At 64.6% G+C, this 18,190-nt stretch carries 17 protein-coding genes; 5 read left to right on the top strand and 12 right to left on the bottom strand.

The window, feature by feature from the left end; all coding sequences use genetic code 11:
- Positions 1 to 85 precede the first annotated feature (85 nt).
- Entirely contained in the window at positions 86 to 1,186 is a 1,101-nt protein-coding gene (locus BX591_RS25190) for an MraY family glycosyltransferase (RefSeq protein ID WP_111934045.1), read from the bottom strand.
- Positions 1,187 to 1,478: 292 nt separating this feature from the next.
- On the opposite strand from BX591_RS25190, the gene BX591_RS25185 reads away from it, so the two are divergent.
- A complete protein-coding gene (locus BX591_RS25185; RefSeq protein WP_111934044.1) occupies positions 1,479 to 3,038 on the top strand; it encodes a methyl-accepting chemotaxis protein in 1,560 nt (519 codons plus the stop codon).
- A 1-nt stretch (position 3,039) separates the two neighbouring features.
- Here BX591_RS25185 and galE read toward each other — a convergent pair whose 3' ends face one another.
- The 4 genes from galE to BX591_RS25165 are packed head-to-tail and all read right to left on the bottom strand — an operon-like array spanning position 3,040 to position 7,349.
- Entirely contained in the window at positions 3,040 to 4,062 is a 1,023-nt protein-coding gene (galE, locus tag BX591_RS25180) for a UDP-glucose 4-epimerase GalE (protein WP_111934043.1), read from the bottom strand.
- A 12-nt stretch (positions 4,063 to 4,074) separates the two neighbouring features.
- A complete protein-coding gene (locus tag BX591_RS25175; protein ID WP_111934042.1) occupies positions 4,075 to 5,223 on the bottom strand; it encodes a glycosyltransferase family 4 protein in 1,149 nt (382 codons plus the stop codon).
- Positions 5,224 to 5,259: 36 nt separating this feature from the next.
- On the bottom strand, positions 5,260 to 6,090 hold the full coding sequence (locus BX591_RS25170) for a glycosyltransferase (protein WP_111934041.1): 831 nt from the start codon (positions 6,088 to 6,090) through the stop codon (positions 5,260 to 5,262).
- The gene (locus BX591_RS25165) at positions 6,087 to 7,349 is read right to left on the bottom strand and encodes an oligosaccharide flippase family protein (RefSeq protein WP_111934040.1); all 1,263 of its coding nucleotides are present in this window, start codon (positions 7,347 to 7,349) and stop codon (positions 6,087 to 6,089) included. The genes BX591_RS25170 and BX591_RS25165 overlap by 4 nt, the downstream gene beginning before the upstream one ends.
- A gap of 302 nt (positions 7,350 to 7,651) precedes the next feature.
- Here BX591_RS25165 and BX591_RS25160 point away from each other — a divergent pair, with 302 nt between their 5' ends.
- The 4 genes from BX591_RS25160 to waaA all read left to right on the top strand — a co-directional run bounded on the left by BX591_RS25160 (position 7,652) and on the right by waaA (position 12,602).
- On the top strand, positions 7,652 to 9,046 hold the full coding sequence (locus BX591_RS25160) for a phosphomannomutase/phosphoglucomutase (protein ID WP_111934039.1): 1,395 nt from the start codon (positions 7,652 to 7,654) through the stop codon (positions 9,044 to 9,046).
- Positions 9,047 to 9,267: 221 nt separating this feature from the next.
- Complete coding sequence (waaC, locus tag BX591_RS25155) at positions 9,268 to 10,269, top strand: lipopolysaccharide heptosyltransferase I (protein WP_111934038.1); 1,002 nt, start codon at positions 9,268 to 9,270, stop codon at positions 10,267 to 10,269.
- A gap of 49 nt (positions 10,270 to 10,318) precedes the next feature.
- Positions 10,319 to 11,203, top strand: coding sequence for a Kdo hydroxylase KdoO (locus tag BX591_RS25150; RefSeq protein ID WP_111934037.1), 885 nt, complete (start codon positions 10,319 to 10,321; stop codon positions 11,201 to 11,203).
- 85 nt (positions 11,204 to 11,288) lie between these two features.
- Complete coding sequence (gene waaA, locus BX591_RS25145) at positions 11,289 to 12,602, top strand: lipid IV(A) 3-deoxy-D-manno-octulosonic acid transferase (protein ID WP_111934036.1); 1,314 nt, start codon at positions 11,289 to 11,291, stop codon at positions 12,600 to 12,602.
- Positions 12,603 to 12,639: 37 nt separating this feature from the next.
- Here the strand turns inward: waaA and ureG are convergent, their stop codons facing one another.
- The 7 genes from ureG to BX591_RS25110 all read right to left on the bottom strand — a co-directional run bounded on the left by ureG (position 12,640) and on the right by BX591_RS25110 (position 18,046).
- Positions 12,640 to 13,284: an urease accessory protein UreG gene (gene ureG / locus BX591_RS25140; RefSeq protein ID WP_111934035.1), complete on the bottom strand. Its 645-nt coding sequence runs from the start codon at positions 13,282 to 13,284 to the stop codon at positions 12,640 to 12,642.
- Positions 13,285 to 13,295: 11 nt separating this feature from the next.
- Positions 13,296 to 13,976 (bottom strand): urease accessory protein UreF, encoded by a 681-nt coding sequence (locus tag BX591_RS25135; RefSeq protein WP_111934034.1) that lies wholly within the window; start codon positions 13,974 to 13,976, stop codon positions 13,296 to 13,298.
- Positions 13,963 to 14,676, bottom strand: a complete 714-nt coding sequence (gene ureE, locus BX591_RS25130) for an urease accessory protein UreE (protein ID WP_111934033.1) — start codon at positions 14,674 to 14,676, stop codon at positions 13,963 to 13,965. The genes BX591_RS25135 and ureE overlap by 14 nt, the downstream gene beginning before the upstream one ends.
- Positions 14,677 to 14,679: 3 nt before the next feature.
- On the bottom strand, positions 14,680 to 16,386 hold the full coding sequence (ureC, locus tag BX591_RS25125; protein WP_111934032.1) for an urease subunit alpha: 1,707 nt from the start codon (positions 16,384 to 16,386) through the stop codon (positions 14,680 to 14,682).
- 55 nt (positions 16,387 to 16,441) lie between these two features.
- Positions 16,442 to 16,747, bottom strand: coding sequence for an urease subunit beta (locus BX591_RS25120; RefSeq protein ID WP_111934031.1), 306 nt, complete (start codon positions 16,745 to 16,747; stop codon positions 16,442 to 16,444).
- A 16-nt stretch (positions 16,748 to 16,763) separates the two neighbouring features.
- On the bottom strand, positions 16,764 to 17,066 hold the full coding sequence (gene ureA, locus BX591_RS25115; protein WP_011487082.1) for an urease subunit gamma: 303 nt from the start codon (positions 17,064 to 17,066) through the stop codon (positions 16,764 to 16,766).
- A gap of 176 nt (positions 17,067 to 17,242) precedes the next feature.
- A complete protein-coding gene (locus BX591_RS25110; RefSeq protein WP_111934030.1) occupies positions 17,243 to 18,046 on the bottom strand; it encodes a transporter substrate-binding domain-containing protein in 804 nt (267 codons plus the stop codon).
- Positions 18,047 to 18,190: the final 144 nt, after the last annotated feature.

Here is an 18,190-nt window from a genome sequence, read left to right as displayed (position 1 = left end):
GGCCTCTTTCTAGTTATCGAATTCGTCCGATGATATGCGTGCGCCCTGCGTCCTGCAAACAAAGTGCTGACTTTATGCTTACCGACTAGCGTTTGGCTTTCCTGACCACCATCCAGCGCGGCGATTTGAAGCGCACGATGCTGACGTACAGCCACACGTAAGTCGCCGCGAACACGACCACGAAGCAGAATAGATGCAGCGTATGCCGCCAGAACAGCGTGGCCGGCACGACGGCGATCAGACACAGCAGCCACAGATAGGGTGAAGTCAGCGAATTGCGCCGCGTCAATTCGCGCGCGGTGCGCGCGCCCACCGCCCAGCGCATCAGGCGCTTATAAACCAGCATATGCAGATGCACGCCATCGGGAATGCCCGGCGACATGCCGCGAATGAATTTCTTGCGATAGATCGAGAAGCAGGTCTCGAAGATCGGGTACATGAACAGCAGCACCGGATACCACGCGGAGACGTCGCGATTGCGCATCACCAGCATAATCGACAGTTCGGCGAGCATGAAGCCGATGAAGTACGCACCGCCGTCGCCGAGAAAGATCAGCCCCGCCGGGAAATTCCAGATGAAGAAGCCGAGCACCGCGCCCATCATCATGAACGACGCGGACAGCACGACCGGGTCGGACACCTGGAACGCGACGTAGGCCAGCGACGCGAACATCATGAACGCGACCATCGAGGCCAGCCCGTTGAAGCCGTCGATGATATTGATCGCGTTGGCGAGCGCGGCCACGGCGAGCACCGTGACCGCGCAGGAGATCACCGCGTACGACAGCAGGAAGTCGAGCGGCGGCACGCTGATTCGCGTGACGGCGATATCCAGCAGAAAGTAGGCGAGCGCGGCGGCGCCCATCGTGCAGACAAGGCGCGCGAGCGGCGACACGCGCTTGGTCAGATCTTCGATCATGCCCGAGCCGAAGGCCGGCATGCCGCACGCGATCAAGCCGAGAATCCCGCCCGACACGGCCGGATACGCGTGATGCAACTGCACGGCGGACGCGATCAGCCCGAGCAGAATCCCCACGCCGCCGATGCGCGGCACCGGATGCACGTGGAATTTCTGCACGCCGGACAAGTCGGTGTCAGTGGAGAATTTTTCATGCAGATGCGCATAGCGCACGATCAACAGCGTGATCAGCAGTGAAACGAGGAAGCCGAGCGCAAAACTAAGCATGAAAGTGGGCCTGAGCGAAGACGCCGAATTATACAAACGAAACGCGACGACTCCGGAAAAGCGCGCTGGGCGCGCAAGCAGCGGGAAATCCCAGATAGTGGCTCGAAAACGTCCCGCAAAGCCTTGCCAGTCATGGATTCCACCTATTTAACGAAGGCCCGGCGCGGTCGTTAACCTGGATGCGGCGAAGTGTAAGAGAAGCACACATGCGACACGAGTCCAGTACGAAAACACGGCCCCCACTTAGGCCGGCCTGCTTCGCCGCCGCTCGACAAGACGCTCCGGAGACCCAATGCTAAACAACCTCACCATTCGTGGCGGCCTGACGCTGCTGATCAGCGTGTTCGTCGCCTTCCTGCTGACGGTGATCGCCGTCGGCTATGGCGCGCTCAAGCTCGCCAACAGCAGTCTCGACGATACCCAGCGCAGCGCCGTCGCGTTATCGCATCTGAAGGCCAGTTCCGAGAAGCTGTTGCAGGTGCAACTGGCGGTGGGTTCGTATCAGACGCTGTTCAGCGTCGGCAAGCAGACCGACGACCTGCTGCCGGCCGCGCACAAGGTGCTGGTCGAATCGAACAACGATTTCCGCAATTACATGGCCGGTCCGTTCGCCAGCGCCGAAGAGCAGCGCCTTGCGCAGAGCGTCGAACAGGCGCGCAGCGCGCTGGTCGAGAAAGCCATCGAGCCGGAGTTCAAGGCGCTCAACGACTTCGACTTCAATACCTTCCGCAACATTCAGGGCGAAACCGCGAACGGCTTCTACGCGGTCTATTCGAAGGCGATCGGTGCGCTCGAGCATGCGCAGATCGAGAGCCAGCATCAGCAGGCGGCGACCGCCGCGCAGCGCTTTCAACTGGCCACGCTGCTGTTCGGCGCGATCGGTGCGATTGCGATCGTGATCAGCGTGGCGGCGCGGGTTGCGTTGTCGGCGGCGCTGATCAAGCCGGTCAACGCGACCGTCAAGCACTTCGAGCGGATTGCCGCCGGCGATCTGACGGTGGCTATCAAGGTCAAGTCGCGCAACGAGATGGGTCAGTTGCTGGGCGCGCTGACCAACATGCGCGACGGTCTGGTGCAAACGGTGGGTAAGGTGCGCGGCAGCACCACGGCCATCACGCAGGGCGCCAACGAAATCGCGTCGGGCAATGCGGACCTGTCGGCCCGTACCGAGCAACAGGCGGCCGCGCTGCAGCAGACCGCGGCCAGCATGGAGCAGCTATCGGCCACGGTGAAGCAGAACGCCGATAACGCGAAACAGGCGAACCGGCTCGCGCATGGCGCGCTGGATACGGTTACGCGAGGCGGCACGGTGGTGTCGCGCGTAACCGAAACGATGGATGGAATCAGCGCGTCGTCGCGCAAGGTGGCCGAGATCATCGGCATGATCGAAGGTATCGCGTTTCAGACCAACATTCTGGCGTTGAACGCGGCGGTCGAAGCCGCGCGGGCCGGCGAGCAGGGGCGTGGCTTCGCGGTGGTGGCCTCGGAAGTGCGCAGCCTCGCGCAGCGCTCCGGCGCGGCCGCGAAGGAGATCAAGGAACTGATCGGCGAATCGGCGGCCAAGGTGGAGCAGGGTGCGTCGCTCGTGTCCGACGCGCAGAAGACGATCCACGAAGCGATGAGCGCGGTGCAGCGCGTGACCGGCGTGATGAGCGAGATCGAAGCGTCGGCGCTCGAGCAGAGCGACGGCATCGAGCAGGTCAACAAGGCGGTGTCGCAGATCGACGAAGTCACGCAGCACAACGCGGCACTGGTCGAGGAAGCGGCGGCGGCGGCGAAATCGCTGGAGGAACACGCGGTGGCGCTGCGTGACGCGGTCTCGGTGTTCCGCCTCGAGGGAATGGCGGCCTAACTCACGCAAAACCTTGCGGATTGGTGGACTGCCAGCGCCAGTGATCCGCGCACATCCGCTCGATGCCGTACTGCGCACGCCAGCCGATGATCCGCTCGGCCGCGGCCGGATCGGCGAAACACGAAGCGACGTCGCCGGGACGGCGCGCCACGATCTCGTAGGGCACCGGCTTGCCGGACGCCTTCTCGAACGAACGCACGACGTCCAGCACGCTGTAGCCCTGACCGGTGCCGAGATTCACCACGAAGCTCGCGTCGCGCTGAACCAGCGCGTCGAGCGCGGCCAGATGTCCGCGCGCCAGATCCACCACGTGGATGTAATCGCGCACACCGGTGCCGTCGGGCGTGTCGTAGTCGCCGCCGAACACGCGCAGTTTCTCCAGCTTGCCGACCGCCACCTGCGCGACATACGGCATCAGGTTGTTGGGCACACCCGCCGGATCTTCACCGATCAGGCCGCTCTCATGCGCGCCGACCGGATTGAAGTAGCGCAGCGTGGCAATGCGCCAGGACGGGTCCGCGATTTCCAGATCGCGCAGAATCTGCTCGGCGATCAGCTTGGACTGGCCATACGGGTTGGTGGCCGACAGCGGAAACGACTCGTCGATCGGCGAGCTCTTCGGCACGCCATACACCGTGGCCGACGAGCTGAACACGAACTGCTTCACGTTGCGATCGCGCATCACGCCGAGCAGGCTCAGCAAACTGCCGACGTTATTGCTGTAGTACTCGATCGGCCTGGTCACCGATTCGCCGACCGCCTTGAGCGCGGCGAAGTGGATCGCGCCGCTGATCGGATGGGCGTCGAAAATGCGGTTGAGCGCCGCGTTGTCGCAGGCGTCGGCTTCGTGGAAGGTCACGGCCTTGCCGGTGATCTTCTCCACCCGCCGCAACGACTCGCGGTTGCTGTTCACGAGATTGTCGATCACCACGACGTCGAAACCGCCGTTCCGCAATTCGACGCAGGTGTGCGAGCCGATGAAGCCTGCCCCGCCGGTTACCAGAATCGTGCCCTTCGTGGTCATGCTGTTGCTCCGTTAAAGTAGAACGCCCGTCATTTTCTGCACCAGGTCTTTGTACGTTTCGACGACCACGCGCTCGTCGAATTCTTCCGCGACTTTCTGTCGGCCGCGTTCCGCCATGGCCCGGCGTTCGGTGTTGCTCATGTCGAGCATCTTCGCGAGGCTCGCTGCCAGACTGTCTGCATTGCGCACTTCGCACAGCAGGCCGTTGACGCCGTCCTTCACGACCTCGCGGCAGCCCGGCACGTCCGTCGTGACGATCGGCCGGCCCATCGCCGAGGCTTCCATCAGCGTGCGTGGCACGCCTTCGCGATACGACGGTAAAACGATGCAATCCGCATCGACGATAAAAGGCCGCACGTCGTGCGCCTCACCAAGATACTCGATGATGCCTTCCCGCTCCCACGCCGCCACTTCTTCGCGCGTAATCGCGCTCGGATTGTCGACGCCGACCGGACCGAGCAATTGGAACCGCGCCTGCGGATAACGTTCACGCAAACGCCGCGCGGCGTCGACATATTCGCCCACGCCTTTGTCCCACAACAGCCGGCCGATCAGCACGAAGCGGAAGTCCGCGCGCTCGGGCAACGGCGCGAACGCGAACTGTTCGAGATCGACACCTTCGCCATGCAACAGCCGCGCGCGTTCCGGATGCACCAGCAAATTCTGCTCGACGAAGGCCGCCTGGTCGTCGCGATTCAGAAACCAGATTTCACGCGGGAAACGGAACGCGAAACGATACAGTTTTTTGGCGACCTGAGCGGCGCGGCTGGCCTGAATGAACACGTAACCGAGTCCGGTTGTGACCGCAACCGATTGCACGCCCGCCAGCTTCGCGGCGATCGAGCCGTAGATATTCGGCTTGATCGTGTAGTGGAACACCACGTGCGGGCGGATCGCGCGGTATTGGCGGTAGAGCGCCCACAGCGTGCGCAGGTCGTCGCGCGGATTGGTGCCCTTCGAGGCCATCGGCAGTTCGATACAGCGGCAGCCCATCGCGGTGAGCAAGTCGAAGGTGCGGTCGCGCGGCGCCAGCACCGTCACGTCGACGCCGCGTCCCACCAGCATACGGATCAGCCCTTGCCGATAGGTATAGATTGCCCAGGCGGTATTACAGACGAGTGTAATGCGCAACGCGGGCGTCGACTTCAAGGCAGGCTTCATGCGGAACGGGCTCGGCGGTGAATGGGGAGAGGTCGATCAACGGCTCGCGCGCGGCGCGAGCAGCAGGCGTTTGATCCGCTGCAGCGCGCGGTACGGCGTCACCAGATGCAGCAGATTCTTGGCGAGGCCAAGCCAGTCGTACAGATTGACGGGGTTGAAGTAGCGCAATTGCAAGCGCAGCGTCGAGCTCACCTGGCGGCGCCGTTTGGTCGCGCTGATGCCGCCTTCGTTCAGCTCGTAATAGAGCCCGAGCTCCGGCAGATTCGCGCAATCGTAGCGTTGCATCAGACGCACGAACAGATCGAGGTCTTCGGCGGAGCGATACTCGGCGCGGTAGTTGCCGACTTCGCGCACGGCGTCGATACGCAGCATCATCGACGGATGCGCGAGGCATGCGCGGAAAAAGCGCATGCGCCGGATCGCCTTCGGCTCGGGCGGCGGCGTCAGCATGAAGAGCGGCTTGCCGGCGCGCGTGACGACTTGCGTCCACATGCCGAGGCCGGCCACCCGCGGATGCAGTTCCATGAACACGCGTTGTTTGGCGAGCCGCTGCGGCACGCTGCGGTCGCCCGCGTCGATGCGGGCCGCGTAGCGAAAGCCGCGCTGCGCGAGCGTGTCGATGCCGGTTTGCAGCGCACGTTCAATGCCGCCGTTCCGCGGCATGCGCAGCACCTCGATCTTCATGTTGGCGATGCGCGGCGCGACGATCGGCGGCGTGCTGCCGTCGTCGACGATCAGCACGTGGATCGGCGCGGTTTCGCTGAACGACGCGAGCGTCAGATCGACGTCGGCCTGGCCGTTGAACGCGGGCAGCAGCACCGCGACGTCGTCGAGGGGAATCTGCGCGGCGGCGGATGAGTTCGTCATGGGCGCAATTTGAAACGGATGTAATAAAGATTAACCGACGCGGCGGCCAGATAGCCGGCCGCGAGGCCGACCAGCGCACCGTAGGCGCCCAGCCGCGGAATCGCCAGCAGATTCACCACGAACGCGACGGCCAGCGCGAGCACCCACTTGGCGAGCAGGACGAAGCGCGCCTGATACTTGAGCACGATCAGATTGCCGATCGCCTCGATGCCGGCCGGCACGGACAACCACACTGCCCAACGAAAGATCTCGATCGCGCCTTCGAAGTCCGGTCCGAACACGCGGCGAATGATCAGTCCGGCGAGCAGATCCAGCACGAGCGCGCCGCTCACCATCAGCGCGGCGGTCATCGCGGTGAGCCGCCACATGTTGCGGCGCAGTTGCGCGGCATCCTGCACCCGGTAGACGAACGCGGGTGCGATGGTCTGCGCGAGCATCAGCGCGAGCGTGATCCAGTTTTCGTTCAGTTGCTGGGCGGCGGAATAGCGCCCGAGGTCGGCGAACGAAATGGCGCGTTCGAGCATGAGCCGGTCCAGTTTCAGGAACAGGTACATACAGATCAGGCCGATCCAGAACACGGTGCCCGCGCTGGCAAAATGCCTGAACAGCGAACGCTCGACGTGCCAGCCGAGCGTGCCGTCATGGCGCCGCATGAAATAGATCAGCAGCACCGCGCCGATCGCCGCCGATTCGAGCGCCCACAGCCAGCCGAAGCGCGCGGGCGTGGCCGCCGCGCGCACCAGCAGATAGACGAAGCCCGCCTTGAGCACGGCGGTGCTCATGCTGGTGAGCAACTGCGGCTTGCTATAGGTCATGCTTTGCAGCCACGCGTTGATCACGCCGACAAAAGGCTCGCGAAACAGCATGGTCACCGCGAGGCCCGCGAGCATGGCCCCGACCAGCGGGTCGAAGAAGTGCAGCGCAATGCCGAGCCAGGTGAGCAGCAAGGCCGCCGCCGACGCCGAAAAACGCAGCGCGAAGGCGCTGCCGAGCACGGTGCCGAGTTGCGCGGGCGGTCGCGCGACGATGGTGGGCACCAGGATTTCCGCGCCGCACACCCAGGTGATCGGCGACAGCACCAGCAGCAGCGTGTTCGCGTATTGCCACTTGCCGAACGTGTCCGGCCCGAAGTAACGCGCCAGCATGCCGCTGATCGCAATCGCCACGCCGATCTGCGTGAGCCGTTCGAGGCCTAGCCAGACGATATTCGTGAAGGCGCGCGTGACGTCCGGATTGGTGAAGCGTTTGAGTGTCAGCATGCGATGGCCGCGTGGCGGTCCGCCTGCTCGCACGGGTTGACTTGCATGATGGGCAATGCAGACGCGCCGCGCGCCACGGTGATCTGCCGCTCTCCCCACCGGGCTGGCCGTCGCGGCAACTTTACAAATGGAGAGCGTCTAAGCATTAGAATGGCGTAATCAGGCAAGTCCGAAAAACGCGATTATAAGTTGGAACCGGATCGCTTCCGGCAAGGGCGCATCGCAATGCTTCACGGCTATGTTTTACCGATCGTTAGCCGATGCGCCAGTCAAAATTTTCCATTGCACGCAAGTGAGCCAACATGATCTCCAAATCTATTTTCAAGGCGTATGACATTCGCGGTGTAATCGGCAAGACGCTCGACGCCGACGCCGCGCGGTCCATCGGCCGCGCATTCGGCAGCGAAGTGCGGGCGCAAGGCGGCGACGCCGTGGTGGTCGCGCGTGACGGCCGCCTGTCGGGTCCCGAACTGATTCAGGCGCTGTCGGACGGTTTGCGTGAAGCGGGCGTCGACGTGGTCAACGTCGGCATGGTGCCCACACCGGTCGGCTACTTCGCCGCCAGCGTGCCCCTGCAACTGGCAGGCGGCGAGCGTCGCGTCGATTCGTGCATCGTCGTGACCGGCAGCCACAATCCGCCGGACTACAACGGCTTCAAGATGGTGCTGCGCGGCGCGGCCATTTACGGCGAACAGATTCTCGCGCTGCATCAGCGCATCGTCGACGGCAACTTCTCGCAAGGCAGCGGCACCTACACCGAATACGACATCGCGGATATTTACCTCGAGCGCATTGCCGGCGACATCAAGCTCGCGCGTCCCATGAAGATCGTGGTCGACACCGGTAACGGCGTGGCCGGCGGTCTCGCGCCGAAGCTCTTCAAGAAGCTCGGCTGCGAACTGGTCGAACTGTTTACCGAGATCGACGGCAACTTCCCGAACCATCACCCGGACCCGGCGCACCCGGAAAATCTGCAGGACGTGATCCGCGCCCTGAAGGAAACCGACGCCGAAATCGGCTTCGCGTTCGACGGCGACGGCGACCGTCTCGGCGTGGTCACCAAAGACGGCCAGATCATCTACCCGGACCGGCAGCTCATGCTATTCGCCGAAGAAGTGCTGTCGCGCAACAAGGGCGCGCAGATCATTTACGACGTGAAGTGCACGCGCAACCTGGCGAAGTGGGTCAAGGAAAAAGGCGGCGAGCCGCTGATGTGGAAGACCGGCCACTCGCTGGTGAAAGCGAAGCTGCGTGAAACCGGCGCGCCGCTGGCGGGCGAAATGAGCGGCCACGTGTTCTTTAAAGACCGCTGGTACGGTTTCGACGACGGCCTGTACACAGGCGCGCGCCTGCTCGAAATTCTCACGCGGGTGGCGGACCCGAGCGCGCTGCTGAATGCGCTGCCGAACTCGCACTCCACGCCGGAACTGCAACTGAAGCTCGAGGAAGGCGAAAACTTCGAACTGATCGCGCGTATGCAGCAGAACGCGAAGTTCACCGGCGCGGACGACGTCGTGACGATCGACGGCCTGCGCGTCGAGTATCCGGACGGCTTCGGTCTGGCGCGCTCGTCGAACACCACGCCGGTCGTGGTGATGCGTTTCGAAGCCGACAACGACGCCGCGCTCAAGCGCATCCAGGAAGACTTCCGCCGCGTGATCCTCGCGGAAAAGGCGGACGCGAAGCTGCCGTTCTAAACGTGGCAGCGGCGGGGCGCTGCGGGTCGCGCTGCGACCCGAATCGCCGCCGTCGTCGAACGCGGCGCGGGTTGGACTTACCGCGCCGCGTTTTTTCATGTAAATGACAGGCGACGCGCTAGAATTGCCGTCCTCGTGAGACGACCGGGACCGCCGTGTTTTCTCCGCCCTTTGGGGCTCTTTCAACGCATCTTCGGGCCGGATAGCCGGTTTTCCCACTCTTGAGCGTGCAAAAGATACTGATCGTGAGGGTGTCGTCGCTGGGCGACGTCGTTCACAACATGCCGGTGATCGCCGATATCCGGCGCCGCCATCCCGAGGCGCAGATCGACTGGCTCGTTGAAGAAAGCTTCGTCGGGCTGGTGCAGCTCGTGAGCGGCGTGCGGCGCGCGATTCCCGTGTCGCTACGGCGTTGGCGCAAGCGTCTGCTGTCGGCGGAGAACTGGCGCGAGATCGGCGCGTTTCGCCGCGCGCTCGCCGCCGAGAACTACGATCTGGTGATCGACTGCCAGGGGCTCATCAAGACCGCGTGGGTCGCGAGCATGGCGCGCGGACCGCTGGTCGGCCTGGCGAACCGGACCGACGGCGCCGGCTTCGAGTGGCCGGTGCGGTTCTTCTACGACAAGCGCGTGCCGATCGAGCCGCGTACCCATGTGGTGGAGCGCACGCGGCAACTGGTGGCGGCGGCATTGAACGACCCGGCGCCGCAACCGACCGACGAGATCGATTTCGGCCTCGACACGCAACGCGCCGCGCTGGCGTTGTCGCAGGCCGATCTGAATCTGCCGGTGCCGTACGTGGTGTTCGTGCATGCCACCTCGCGCGCCGACAAGCAGTGGCCCGATACCGCGTGGATCGATCTTGGGCAGTCGCTGGTGCGGCGTGGCGCGTCGATCGTGTTGCCGTGGGGCAGCGAAGAAGAGCGCGCCACCAGCGAGCGGCTGGCGAAGGAATTCGGCGCGGCGGCCATCGTGCCGCCAAAGCTGTCGTTGCCCGCGGTGGTCGGCCTGATCGAAGGCGCGGCCGCGACGGTGGGGGTTGATACAGGTCTAGTCCACATCGCGGCGGCGCTGAAGCGCCCGACAGTCGAGTTGTACAATTTCGCCACCGCGTGGCGCACCGGCGGCTACTGGTCGCCGAACGTGATCAATCTCGGCACCGCCGGGCAGCCGCCCACGCTGCAACAGGTGAAGTCGGCGCTGGCCGGATTCGGCTTGCTGTAGCCCGTGCGGTGCGCTTCGCCTTAAGCTCCATCCGTTTTCAAGGGCGACCATGAACGAAACCCAGATCATCGAAGTAGCGAACGCCGACTGGCACGGACGCAGCCTGTCCGTGCCGCGCGAGACGCTGCTCGCCGGCGTCGAACGCGGCAAAGTGCTGTATTTCCCGAACCTGCGTTTCGCGATCGAAGGCGGCGAACAGGCACTGCTCGATCCCGCGCTCGCCGATCCGAAGCGCAAGAACATCAGTCTCGAACCGAACGGCGGCGCGCTGCACGGTGTGGCCGGCGACGCCGTCACGCAGTCGGCGGTGCGGGCGTTGATCGCGCGTTATCAGGCCAATGCGCGCACGCTGGTGGACGGTCTCTTTCCCGAATACAACGGCCGGCTGCGGGTCGCGCCGACCAGCCTGCGGCTGCATCAGGTGGAAACGCGCGAAACGTCGTGGCGAAAAGACGATAGCCGTCTGCATGTCGACGCGTTTCCGTCGCGGCCGAACTACGGCGAGCGGATTCTGCGCGTGTTCACCAACGTCAATCCGCATGGATCGCCGCGCGTGTGGCGCGTCGGCGAACCGTTCGAGGACATGGCCAAACGCTTCCTGCCGCGCATCAAACCGCCAATGCCGGGCGCCGCTTGGCTGCTGAATCTGCTGCACGTGACCAAATCGCCGCGCAGCGAGTACGACCATCTGATGCTCAATCTGCACGACGGCATGAAGGCCGACCTCGACTATCAGAAGTCGAGCCCGCAGGAGACCATGCCGTTTCCGCCGGGCAGCGTGTGGGTGTGTTTCTCGGACCAGACCTCGCACGCGGTGATGTCCGGCCAGTTCATGCTGGAGCAGACCTTCTTCCTGCCGGTCAAGGCGATGGCGCAACCCGAATGCGCGCCGCTCGGCATTCTCGAGCGCCTGAAGGGCAGGGCGCTGGTTTGAGCGCCGCGGTCCATGGGGGGCATTGCGCGCGCCGGCCGGATGCTCGAGATGCGCCGGCTCGTGCGCTCGCTGGCACGGAGCCCCGATGCTGAGGGTGATCTATAACGCGCTCTGGTGGATCGTCGCGCCGCTGGCCGTGCTGCGTCTGTGGGTCCGTTCGCGCAAGGAGCGCGGTTATCGCGAGCATATCGGCGAGCGCTTCGGCTATGCGCGCGGCCGGCTACCCGAAGACAACGCGCCGCTGATCTGGGTGCATGCGGTGTCGGTGGGCGAGACGCGCGCCGCGCAACCGCTGATCGACGCGCTGATCAAGGCGCGTCCCGACGCACGCATTCTGCTGACGCACATGACGCCGAGCGGCCGCGCGACCGGCGAGCAGATTTTCGGCAACCGGGTGTTGCGCGCCTATCTGCCCTACGACATGCCGCATGCGGTGCGGCGGTTTTTGCGGACGTGGCGGCCGTCGCTCGGTCTGGTGATGGAAACCGAGGTGTGGCCGACCTTGATCGACGAATGCCGTCGCGCGGAGGTGCCGCTGGTGCTGACCAATGCGCGGATGTCGGCGCGCTCGTTCAAGCGGGCGGCCAAATTCGGCGGCGCGACCAAAGACGTGTTCGGTGGCTTTGCGCGCGTGCTGGCGCAGAGTCCGTCGGATGCGGAGCGGTTGACCGCGCTCGGCGCGCGCAATGTCGCGGTGCTCGGCAATCTGAAGTTCGACATGAGCACGCCGCCTGAGTTGGCGGCGCGCGGCCATGCATGGCGGGCGGCGATCGGCGCGCGGCCGGTGTGGGTGGCGGCGAGTACGCGCGAAGGCGAAGAGGAGTTGGTGTTGCAGGCGTTCGCGGCGCTGAATGTGGACGATGCCTTGCTGATCCTGGTGCCGCGTCATCCGCAGCGGTTCAACGAAGTGGCTGCGCTGGTCGAACGCCTGGGCATGCGGCTCGAACGGCGTTCGAACTGGGCGCCGGGGGCAAAAGGCGCGTCGGCGGCCGCGGCGGCGAGCGGTGGGCTGGCGGCGTTGCCGTCCGGCGTGAGCGTGCTGCTGGGCGATTCGATGGGCGAACTCGGCGCTTACTACGCGGCGTCGGATCTCGCGTTTATCGGTGGCAGCTTGCTGCCGCTCGGTGGACAGAATCTGATCGAGGCATGCGCGGTCGGTGTGCCGGTGCTGATCGGCCCGCACGTGTTCAACTTCACGCAAGCCACGGCCGACGCGGTCGCGGCAGGCGCCGCGGTGCAGGTGCAGGACCCCGCCGAACTGGCGAAGGCCTTGCGCGAACTGTTCGGCGATAAGGCCCGGCGGTTGGCGATGGGTGGCGCCGCGTCGGCGTTTGCCGCGCGCCATCGCGGCGCGACCGCGCGCACGGTGGATGTGTTGATGGCGTTGTTGCCGGAGTAGGCGTGGGGGCGCGCTGAGCGCCCTCGGCCCACCGGTCTCACACCTTCAACAACCCCTTCTTTTCAATAAACGCAATCACCTCCTGAAGGCCGTCCAACGCCTTCAGATTGCTCATCACGAACGGCCGTTCGCCGCGCATTTTCTTCGCGTCGGAGGCCATCACTTCCAGGTTCGCGCCGACCATCGGCGCGAGGTCGGTCTTGTTGATCACCAGCAGATCCGACTTCGTAATGCCCGGGCCGCCTTTGCGCGGAATCTTCTCGCCGCCGGCCACGTCGATCACGTAAATCGTCAGGTCCGACAGCTCCGGGCTGAAGGTCGCCGCGAGGTTGTCGCCGCCCGATTCGATGAAGACGATATCCGCATCGGGAAAACGCGTCAGCATGCGGTCCACCGCTTCGAGATTGATCGACGCGTCTTCGCGAATCGCCGTATGCGGACAGCCGCCGGTTTCGACGCCCATGATCCGCTCGGCCGGCAACGCACCCGCCACCGTCAACAGACGCTGGTCTTCTTTCGTGTAGATGTCGTTGGTGATCGCGACGAGGTCGTAGCGGTCGCGCATGGCCTTGCAGAGCATTTCGAGCAGTGTGGTCTTGCCCGAGCCGACCGGGCCGCCGACGCCGACACGCAGCGGCGGCAATTTTCTGGTGCGCAGGGCGGGATGATGAGGTGCGTTCATGATGGATCGTTTTATGAGCGAAAAAGCCGCGAATACTGCGACTCATGGCGCGCCGACAGAATACCGAGTTGCGGCGCGAACGTGTTGATGTGTTCCGGCGGTGTGGCTAGCGCACGCGTGACGGCGGCGTCGATCGGCTCGCGCAACGCGACGATGATGCGTTGTCCCGCGAGTTGTCCCAACGGTACGGCCTTCAACGCGGCGGCCGCCTGGTTCTCCACCCAGCTGAACGCGTAGGCGGCGAGGGCGGCGTCGAGCGCGGCGTCGTGTGCATACGCGGCGAAGGCGAAGGCCGTGGGTTGCGCGAGCGGCGTGAGCACGGCGAGCGTCGCGCGACGGGCGGCGTCGCCCCATTCCAGCGAGACGCACAGTTGCCGCAGCGACCAACCCATCTGCTCGGTTTCGCGGCGCAGTTCCGCGGACTCGCGGCTGGCGAGGAATTCGCTGTTGGCTTCGGCGAGACCGGACGCGTCATGCGTGCGCCAGCGTTCCATCTGATGCGCGATGAACGGCAGTTCGCCGTGCGCGAGCACGTCGGTGAGACCGCTTGCGATCCAGGCGCGGGCGGAATCGGCATCGGTGATCAGTTGCGCTTCGATCGCCGCTTCGAGGCCTTGCGAGTAGCTGAACGCGCCGATCGGCAGTGCCGGCGACGCGAGATGCAGCAGCGCGGTGAGTTCAGCGATGCGCATGGTGGTGGTGGCCGTGGCCGCACGATTCGTCGTGGACATGGTCGGGGGCGGTGTGGTCGTGCGGGTGAGCGTGGTCGTGATCATGCGAGTGGCCGTGCGCATGACTGTGCTCGTGACCATGGTCGTGCGAGTGCGCGTCCCCATGAGCGTGGTCATGACCCTGCTCATGTGAATGCCCATGACCATGATGTTCGCCAAACACCTGTTGCGCGAGCGCATAGTCCTCGGCGAACGTCTCGTCATGCCCATGCTTATGACCGCCGCCGTACGCGCCGGACTCCGGCTGAAACGGCATCGACACCTGATCGACCGTCGCGCCGATGCGCTTGAGCATATCGGCCAGCACCGGATCGTATTCGAGCTTCAGATAATCCGCGCCAACCTCCACCGGCGTGTGACGGTTGCCGAGGTGATAAGCGGCGCGCGTCAGCGTCAGCGCGTCTTTCGCGCGTACCACCAGCACCGCTTCCGGCGCGGCGACCACGCGCACCAGAGCGCCGTCGTCGGCAACCAGCACGTCGCCGTCGCGCAGCACCGTGCCGCGCGGCAACAGCAACGCAATCTCTTCGCCGCTATCCAGCGTGGCCGCGAGCCGGCTCTTGCGGCGGTCGTCGAACGCCAGCGTCAACGTCGGCGCGCGCTTCACCAGCACGGGTGCCAGCTTCAGATGCGGCGCAATCAGTTTGTCGAGTGTGCGCATGATTCAGAACAGGAAGTAACGTTGCGCCATCGGCAGCACGGTGGCCGGTTCGCAGGTCAGCAACTGGCCGTCGGCGATCACCTGGTAGGTCTCCGGATCGACGCTGATCGCCGGGCGCCACGCGTTGTGAATCATGTCGGCCTTCGAAATGTTGCGGCAGTGCTTCACCGCGACGATACGTTTGCTCAGTCCATAACGTTCGCCCACGTTCGCCTCGGCGGCGAGCTGCGAGACGAAGGTCAGCGACGTGCGTCCCAACGCACCGCCGCGCGTGGCGAACATCTCGCGATAGTGGACCGGCTGCGGCGTGGGAATCGACGCGTTCGGGTCGCCCATCTGCGCCATCGCGATCATGCCGCCCTTCAGAATCAGCGACGGCTTGATGCCGAAGAACGCCGGTTCCCAGAACACCAGATCGGCCCACTTGCCCGGCTCGATCGAGCCGACTTCATGCGAGATGCCATGCGTGATCGCCGGATTGATCGTGTATTTGGCGACGTAGCGCTTCGCGCGAAAATTATCGTGGCGCGCGTTGTCTTCGGGCAGCGCGCCGCGTTGCACCTTCATCTTGTGCGCGGTCTGCCACGTGCGGATGATGACTTCGCCGACGCGGCCCATGGCCTGCGAATCCGACGACAGCATCGACAATGCGCCGAGGTCGTGCAGGATGTCTTCCGCCGCGATGGTTTCGCGGCGAATCCGCGACTCGGCGAACGCAATGTCTTCCGCGATCGACGGGTCCAGGTGATGGCATACCATCAGCATGTCGAGATGCTCGTCGAGCGTATTGACGGTGTACGGACGCGTCGGATTGGTCGACGAGGGCAGCACGTTGGCTTCGCCGCAGACCTTGATGATGTCCGGCGCGTGGCCGCCGCCTGCGCCTTCCGTGTGATACGTGTGAATCGTGCGGCCCTTGAACGCGGCCACGGTCGCTTCCACGAAACCCGCTTCGTTCAGCGTGTCCGTGTGGATCGCGACCTGCGTGTCGGTGTCGTCGGCGACGGAAAGACAGTTGTCGATCGCGGCCGGCGTCGTACCCCAGTCCTCGTGCAGTTTCAGACCGATGGCGCCCGCGGCGATCTGTTCCAGCGCGGGCTGCGGCTGACTCACGTTGCCCTTGCCGAGAAAGCCGAGGTTCATCGGATAACCGTCGGCGGCCTGCAGCATGCGTTCGAGATGCCACGGACCCGGCGTGCAGGTGGTGGCGTTGGTGCCCGTGGCCGGACCCGTGCCGCCGCCAAGCATGGTCGTCACGCCGCTCGCGAGCGCTTCCTCGATCTGCTGCGGGCTGATGAAGTGAATATGCGTGTCGATCCCGCCCGCCGTGACGATCAGCCCTTCGCCGGCGATCACCTCGGTGGACGCGCCGATCGCGATCGTCACGTTCGGCTGGATGTCGGGATTGCCCGCCTTGCCGATCGCCGCGATGCGGCCGTTCCTGATGCCGATGTCGGCCTTGACGATGCCCCAGTGATCGAGAATCAGCGCGTTCGTCACGACGGTATCGACCACGTCGGCATGCACGCGCTGCGACTGGCCCATGCCGTCGCGAATCACTTTGCCGCCGCCGAATTTCACTTCTTCGCCGTAGGTGGTGAAGTCGCGTTCGACTTCGATCAGCAACTCGGTATCGGCGAGGCGCACGCGGTCGCCGGTGGTGGGGCCGAACATTTCCGCGTAAGCGCGGCGGCCAATGCGTAAGGTCATGGTGTGGGTCCGGAAATGAGCAGGGCGGTTCAGGCGAGCGCGCGCGCGTGGTGCATCACAGCTTGCCCATCACCTTGCCGTTGAAGCCGTAGACGATACGGTCGCCCGCCAGTTCGACCAGCTCGACGGTGCGTTCCTGGCCGGGCTCGAAACGCACGGCGGTGCCCGCCGCGATATTCAGCCGGAAGCCGCGGGCCGCTTCACGGTCGAAGGCGAGCGCTTCGTTGACTTCGTAGAAGTGGTAATGCGAGCCGATCTGCACGGGCCGGTCGCCGGTGTTCGACACGAGGACCGTCACGGTGGCGCGGCCCGCGTTGAGCTCGTGTTCGCCGTCGTCGGTGATGAGTTCGCCGGGGATCATGGGGCTGCCTTCGTGATTAGGGGATCGGATGATGCACGGTGACGAGCTTGGTGCCGTCGGGGAAGGTGGCTTCGACCTGGATGTCCGGGATCATTTCCGGCACGCCTTCCATGACGTCGTCGCGGGTGAGCAGCGTGGTGCCGTAGTGCATGACCTCGGCGACGGTTTTGCCGTCGCGGGCCGCTTCCATCAGCGCGGCGGTGATGAACGCGATCGCTTCCGGGTAATTCAGTTTGAGGCCGCGGGCGCGGCGCCTTTCGGCGAGCAGCGCGGCGGTGAAGATCAGCAGCTTGTCCTTCTCGCGAGGTGTCAGCTTCATCGAATGTGTGCGTAGGGTGGTGACGGCCGCGGCGGCGGCCCTGTGGCAGGACCGGCTACGACGATGTTAGGCGCTGCGCGTCATGACTACGATCGCGTGCCGGGCACGGGATGCAGCCACGACGAGTGCAATGCCGGATAAGCCGGTCACAGTATCAAGCTGGGCTAACGATGCGCTTACAGGTCGGCGGGCAGCGGCGCGCCGAACCATTTCTTCGACATCGCGTTGAGCGTGCCGTCCTGTTTCGCCTGCGCGATAGCGGCGTTGACTTTCTGCTGCAGACGCGGCTCGTTCTTGTTCATACCGACGAAGCACGGCGAGTTCTTGATAACGAACTTCGGCTCCGGCCGACGCGGCGGATTTTTCGCGAGGATTGCCGCGGCGACGATATTGCCGGCGGCGATCAGTTGCACTTGCCCCGAGAGAAACGCGGCGATGGTGGCGTTGTTGTCTTCGAAGCGTTTGATGGTGGCATTCGGCGCCATTTGCGTGAGACCGATTTCTTCCAGCGCGCCGCGCGTCGCGCCGACGGTTTTGCCGGTGAGATCGGCGGGACTGGAGACCTTGATATCCGCCGGACCGAACACGCCCTGGTAGTACGGCGCGTAGGTGGCCGAGAAATCGATGACCTTCTCGCGCTCGGGCGTTTTACCGAGCGACGAGATGACCAGATCGACCTTACCCGTTTGCAGATACGGAATACGGTTCGCGCTATTGACCGGCACCAGTTCGAGCTTCACGTTCATCGACTTCGCGAGCAACGCCGCCGTATCGATGTCATAGCCTTGCGGCTTCATGTCCGCGCCGACCGAACCGAACGGCGGATAGTCTTCCGGCACCGCCACTTTGAGCACCCCCGCCTTGGCGATGTTATCGAGCGTATCCGCGTGAGCCGCGGGTGCGACGACGCCAAGAACCGGCGACAGCAGAAGAGCGGCGAGCCAGGCGCGACGCGCGGGGCGAAGAGTGGATCGATTCATGGTGTGTGAGCGTGTTGTCGAGCGGACCGGCTGCCGTCAAGGACGCGGCAGCATCGTAACGAAACCGACGCAAGGTATGTGCCATGCCGGCGCAGCAAAGGCGAGCAAAGGAAGGAAGGGAAGGAAGGGAAGGAAGGGACAAAT

The organism is Paraburkholderia bryophila, assembly GCF_003269035.1.
Classification (GTDB): Bacteria; Pseudomonadota; Gammaproteobacteria; order Burkholderiales; family Burkholderiaceae; genus Paraburkholderia; species Paraburkholderia bryophila.
This window is presented reverse-complemented; position numbering and strand designations above follow the sequence as displayed.

Bases quoted from the DNA above. Each gene is read 5' to 3' on its own strand.
- BX591_RS25165 (WP_111934040.1), bottom strand. From the start codon at position 7,349: ATGCTGACACTCAAACGCTTCACCAATCCGGACGTCACGCGCGCCTTC.
- ureG (WP_111934035.1), bottom strand. From the start codon at position 13,284: ATGAACGCACCTCATCATCCCGCCCTGCGCACCAGAAAATTGCCGCCG.
- ureA (WP_011487082.1), bottom strand. From the start codon at position 17,066: ATGAAGCTGACACCTCGCGAGAAGGACAAGCTGCTGATCTTCACCGCC.
- BX591_RS25185 (WP_111934044.1), top strand. From the start codon at position 1,479: ATGCTAAACAACCTCACCATTCGTGGCGGCCTGACGCTGCTGATCAGC.
- BX591_RS25170 (WP_111934041.1), bottom strand. From the start codon at position 6,090: ATGACGAACTCATCCGCCGCCGCGCAGATTCCCCTCGACGACGTCGCG.
- BX591_RS25135 (WP_111934034.1), bottom strand. From the start codon at position 13,976: ATGCGCATCGCTGAACTCACCGCGCTGCTGCATCTCGCGTCGCCGGCA.
- BX591_RS25120 (WP_111934031.1), bottom strand. From the start codon at position 16,747: ATGATCCCCGGCGAACTCATCACCGACGACGGCGAACACGAGCTCAAC.
- BX591_RS25175 (WP_111934042.1), bottom strand. From the start codon at position 5,223: ATGAAGCCTGCCTTGAAGTCGACGCCCGCGTTGCGCATTACACTCGTC.
- galE (WP_111934043.1), bottom strand. From the start codon at position 4,062: ATGACCACGAAGGGCACGATTCTGGTAACCGGCGGGGCAGGCTTCATC.
- BX591_RS25190 (WP_111934045.1), bottom strand. From the start codon at position 1,186: ATGCTTAGTTTTGCGCTCGGCTTCCTCGTTTCACTGCTGATCACGCTG.
- BX591_RS25150 (WP_111934037.1), top strand. From the start codon at position 10,319: ATGAACGAAACCCAGATCATCGAAGTAGCGAACGCCGACTGGCACGGA.
- ureC (WP_111934032.1), bottom strand. From the start codon at position 16,386: ATGACCTTACGCATTGGCCGCCGCGCTTACGCGGAAATGTTCGGCCCC.
- BX591_RS25160 (WP_111934039.1), top strand. From the start codon at position 7,652: ATGATCTCCAAATCTATTTTCAAGGCGTATGACATTCGCGGTGTAATC.
- BX591_RS25110 (WP_111934030.1), bottom strand. From the start codon at position 18,046: ATGAATCGATCCACTCTTCGCCCCGCGCGTCGCGCCTGGCTCGCCGCT.
- waaA (WP_111934036.1), top strand. From the start codon at position 11,289: ATGCTGAGGGTGATCTATAACGCGCTCTGGTGGATCGTCGCGCCGCTG.
- ureE (WP_111934033.1), bottom strand. From the start codon at position 14,676: ATGCGCACACTCGACAAACTGATTGCGCCGCATCTGAAGCTGGCACCC.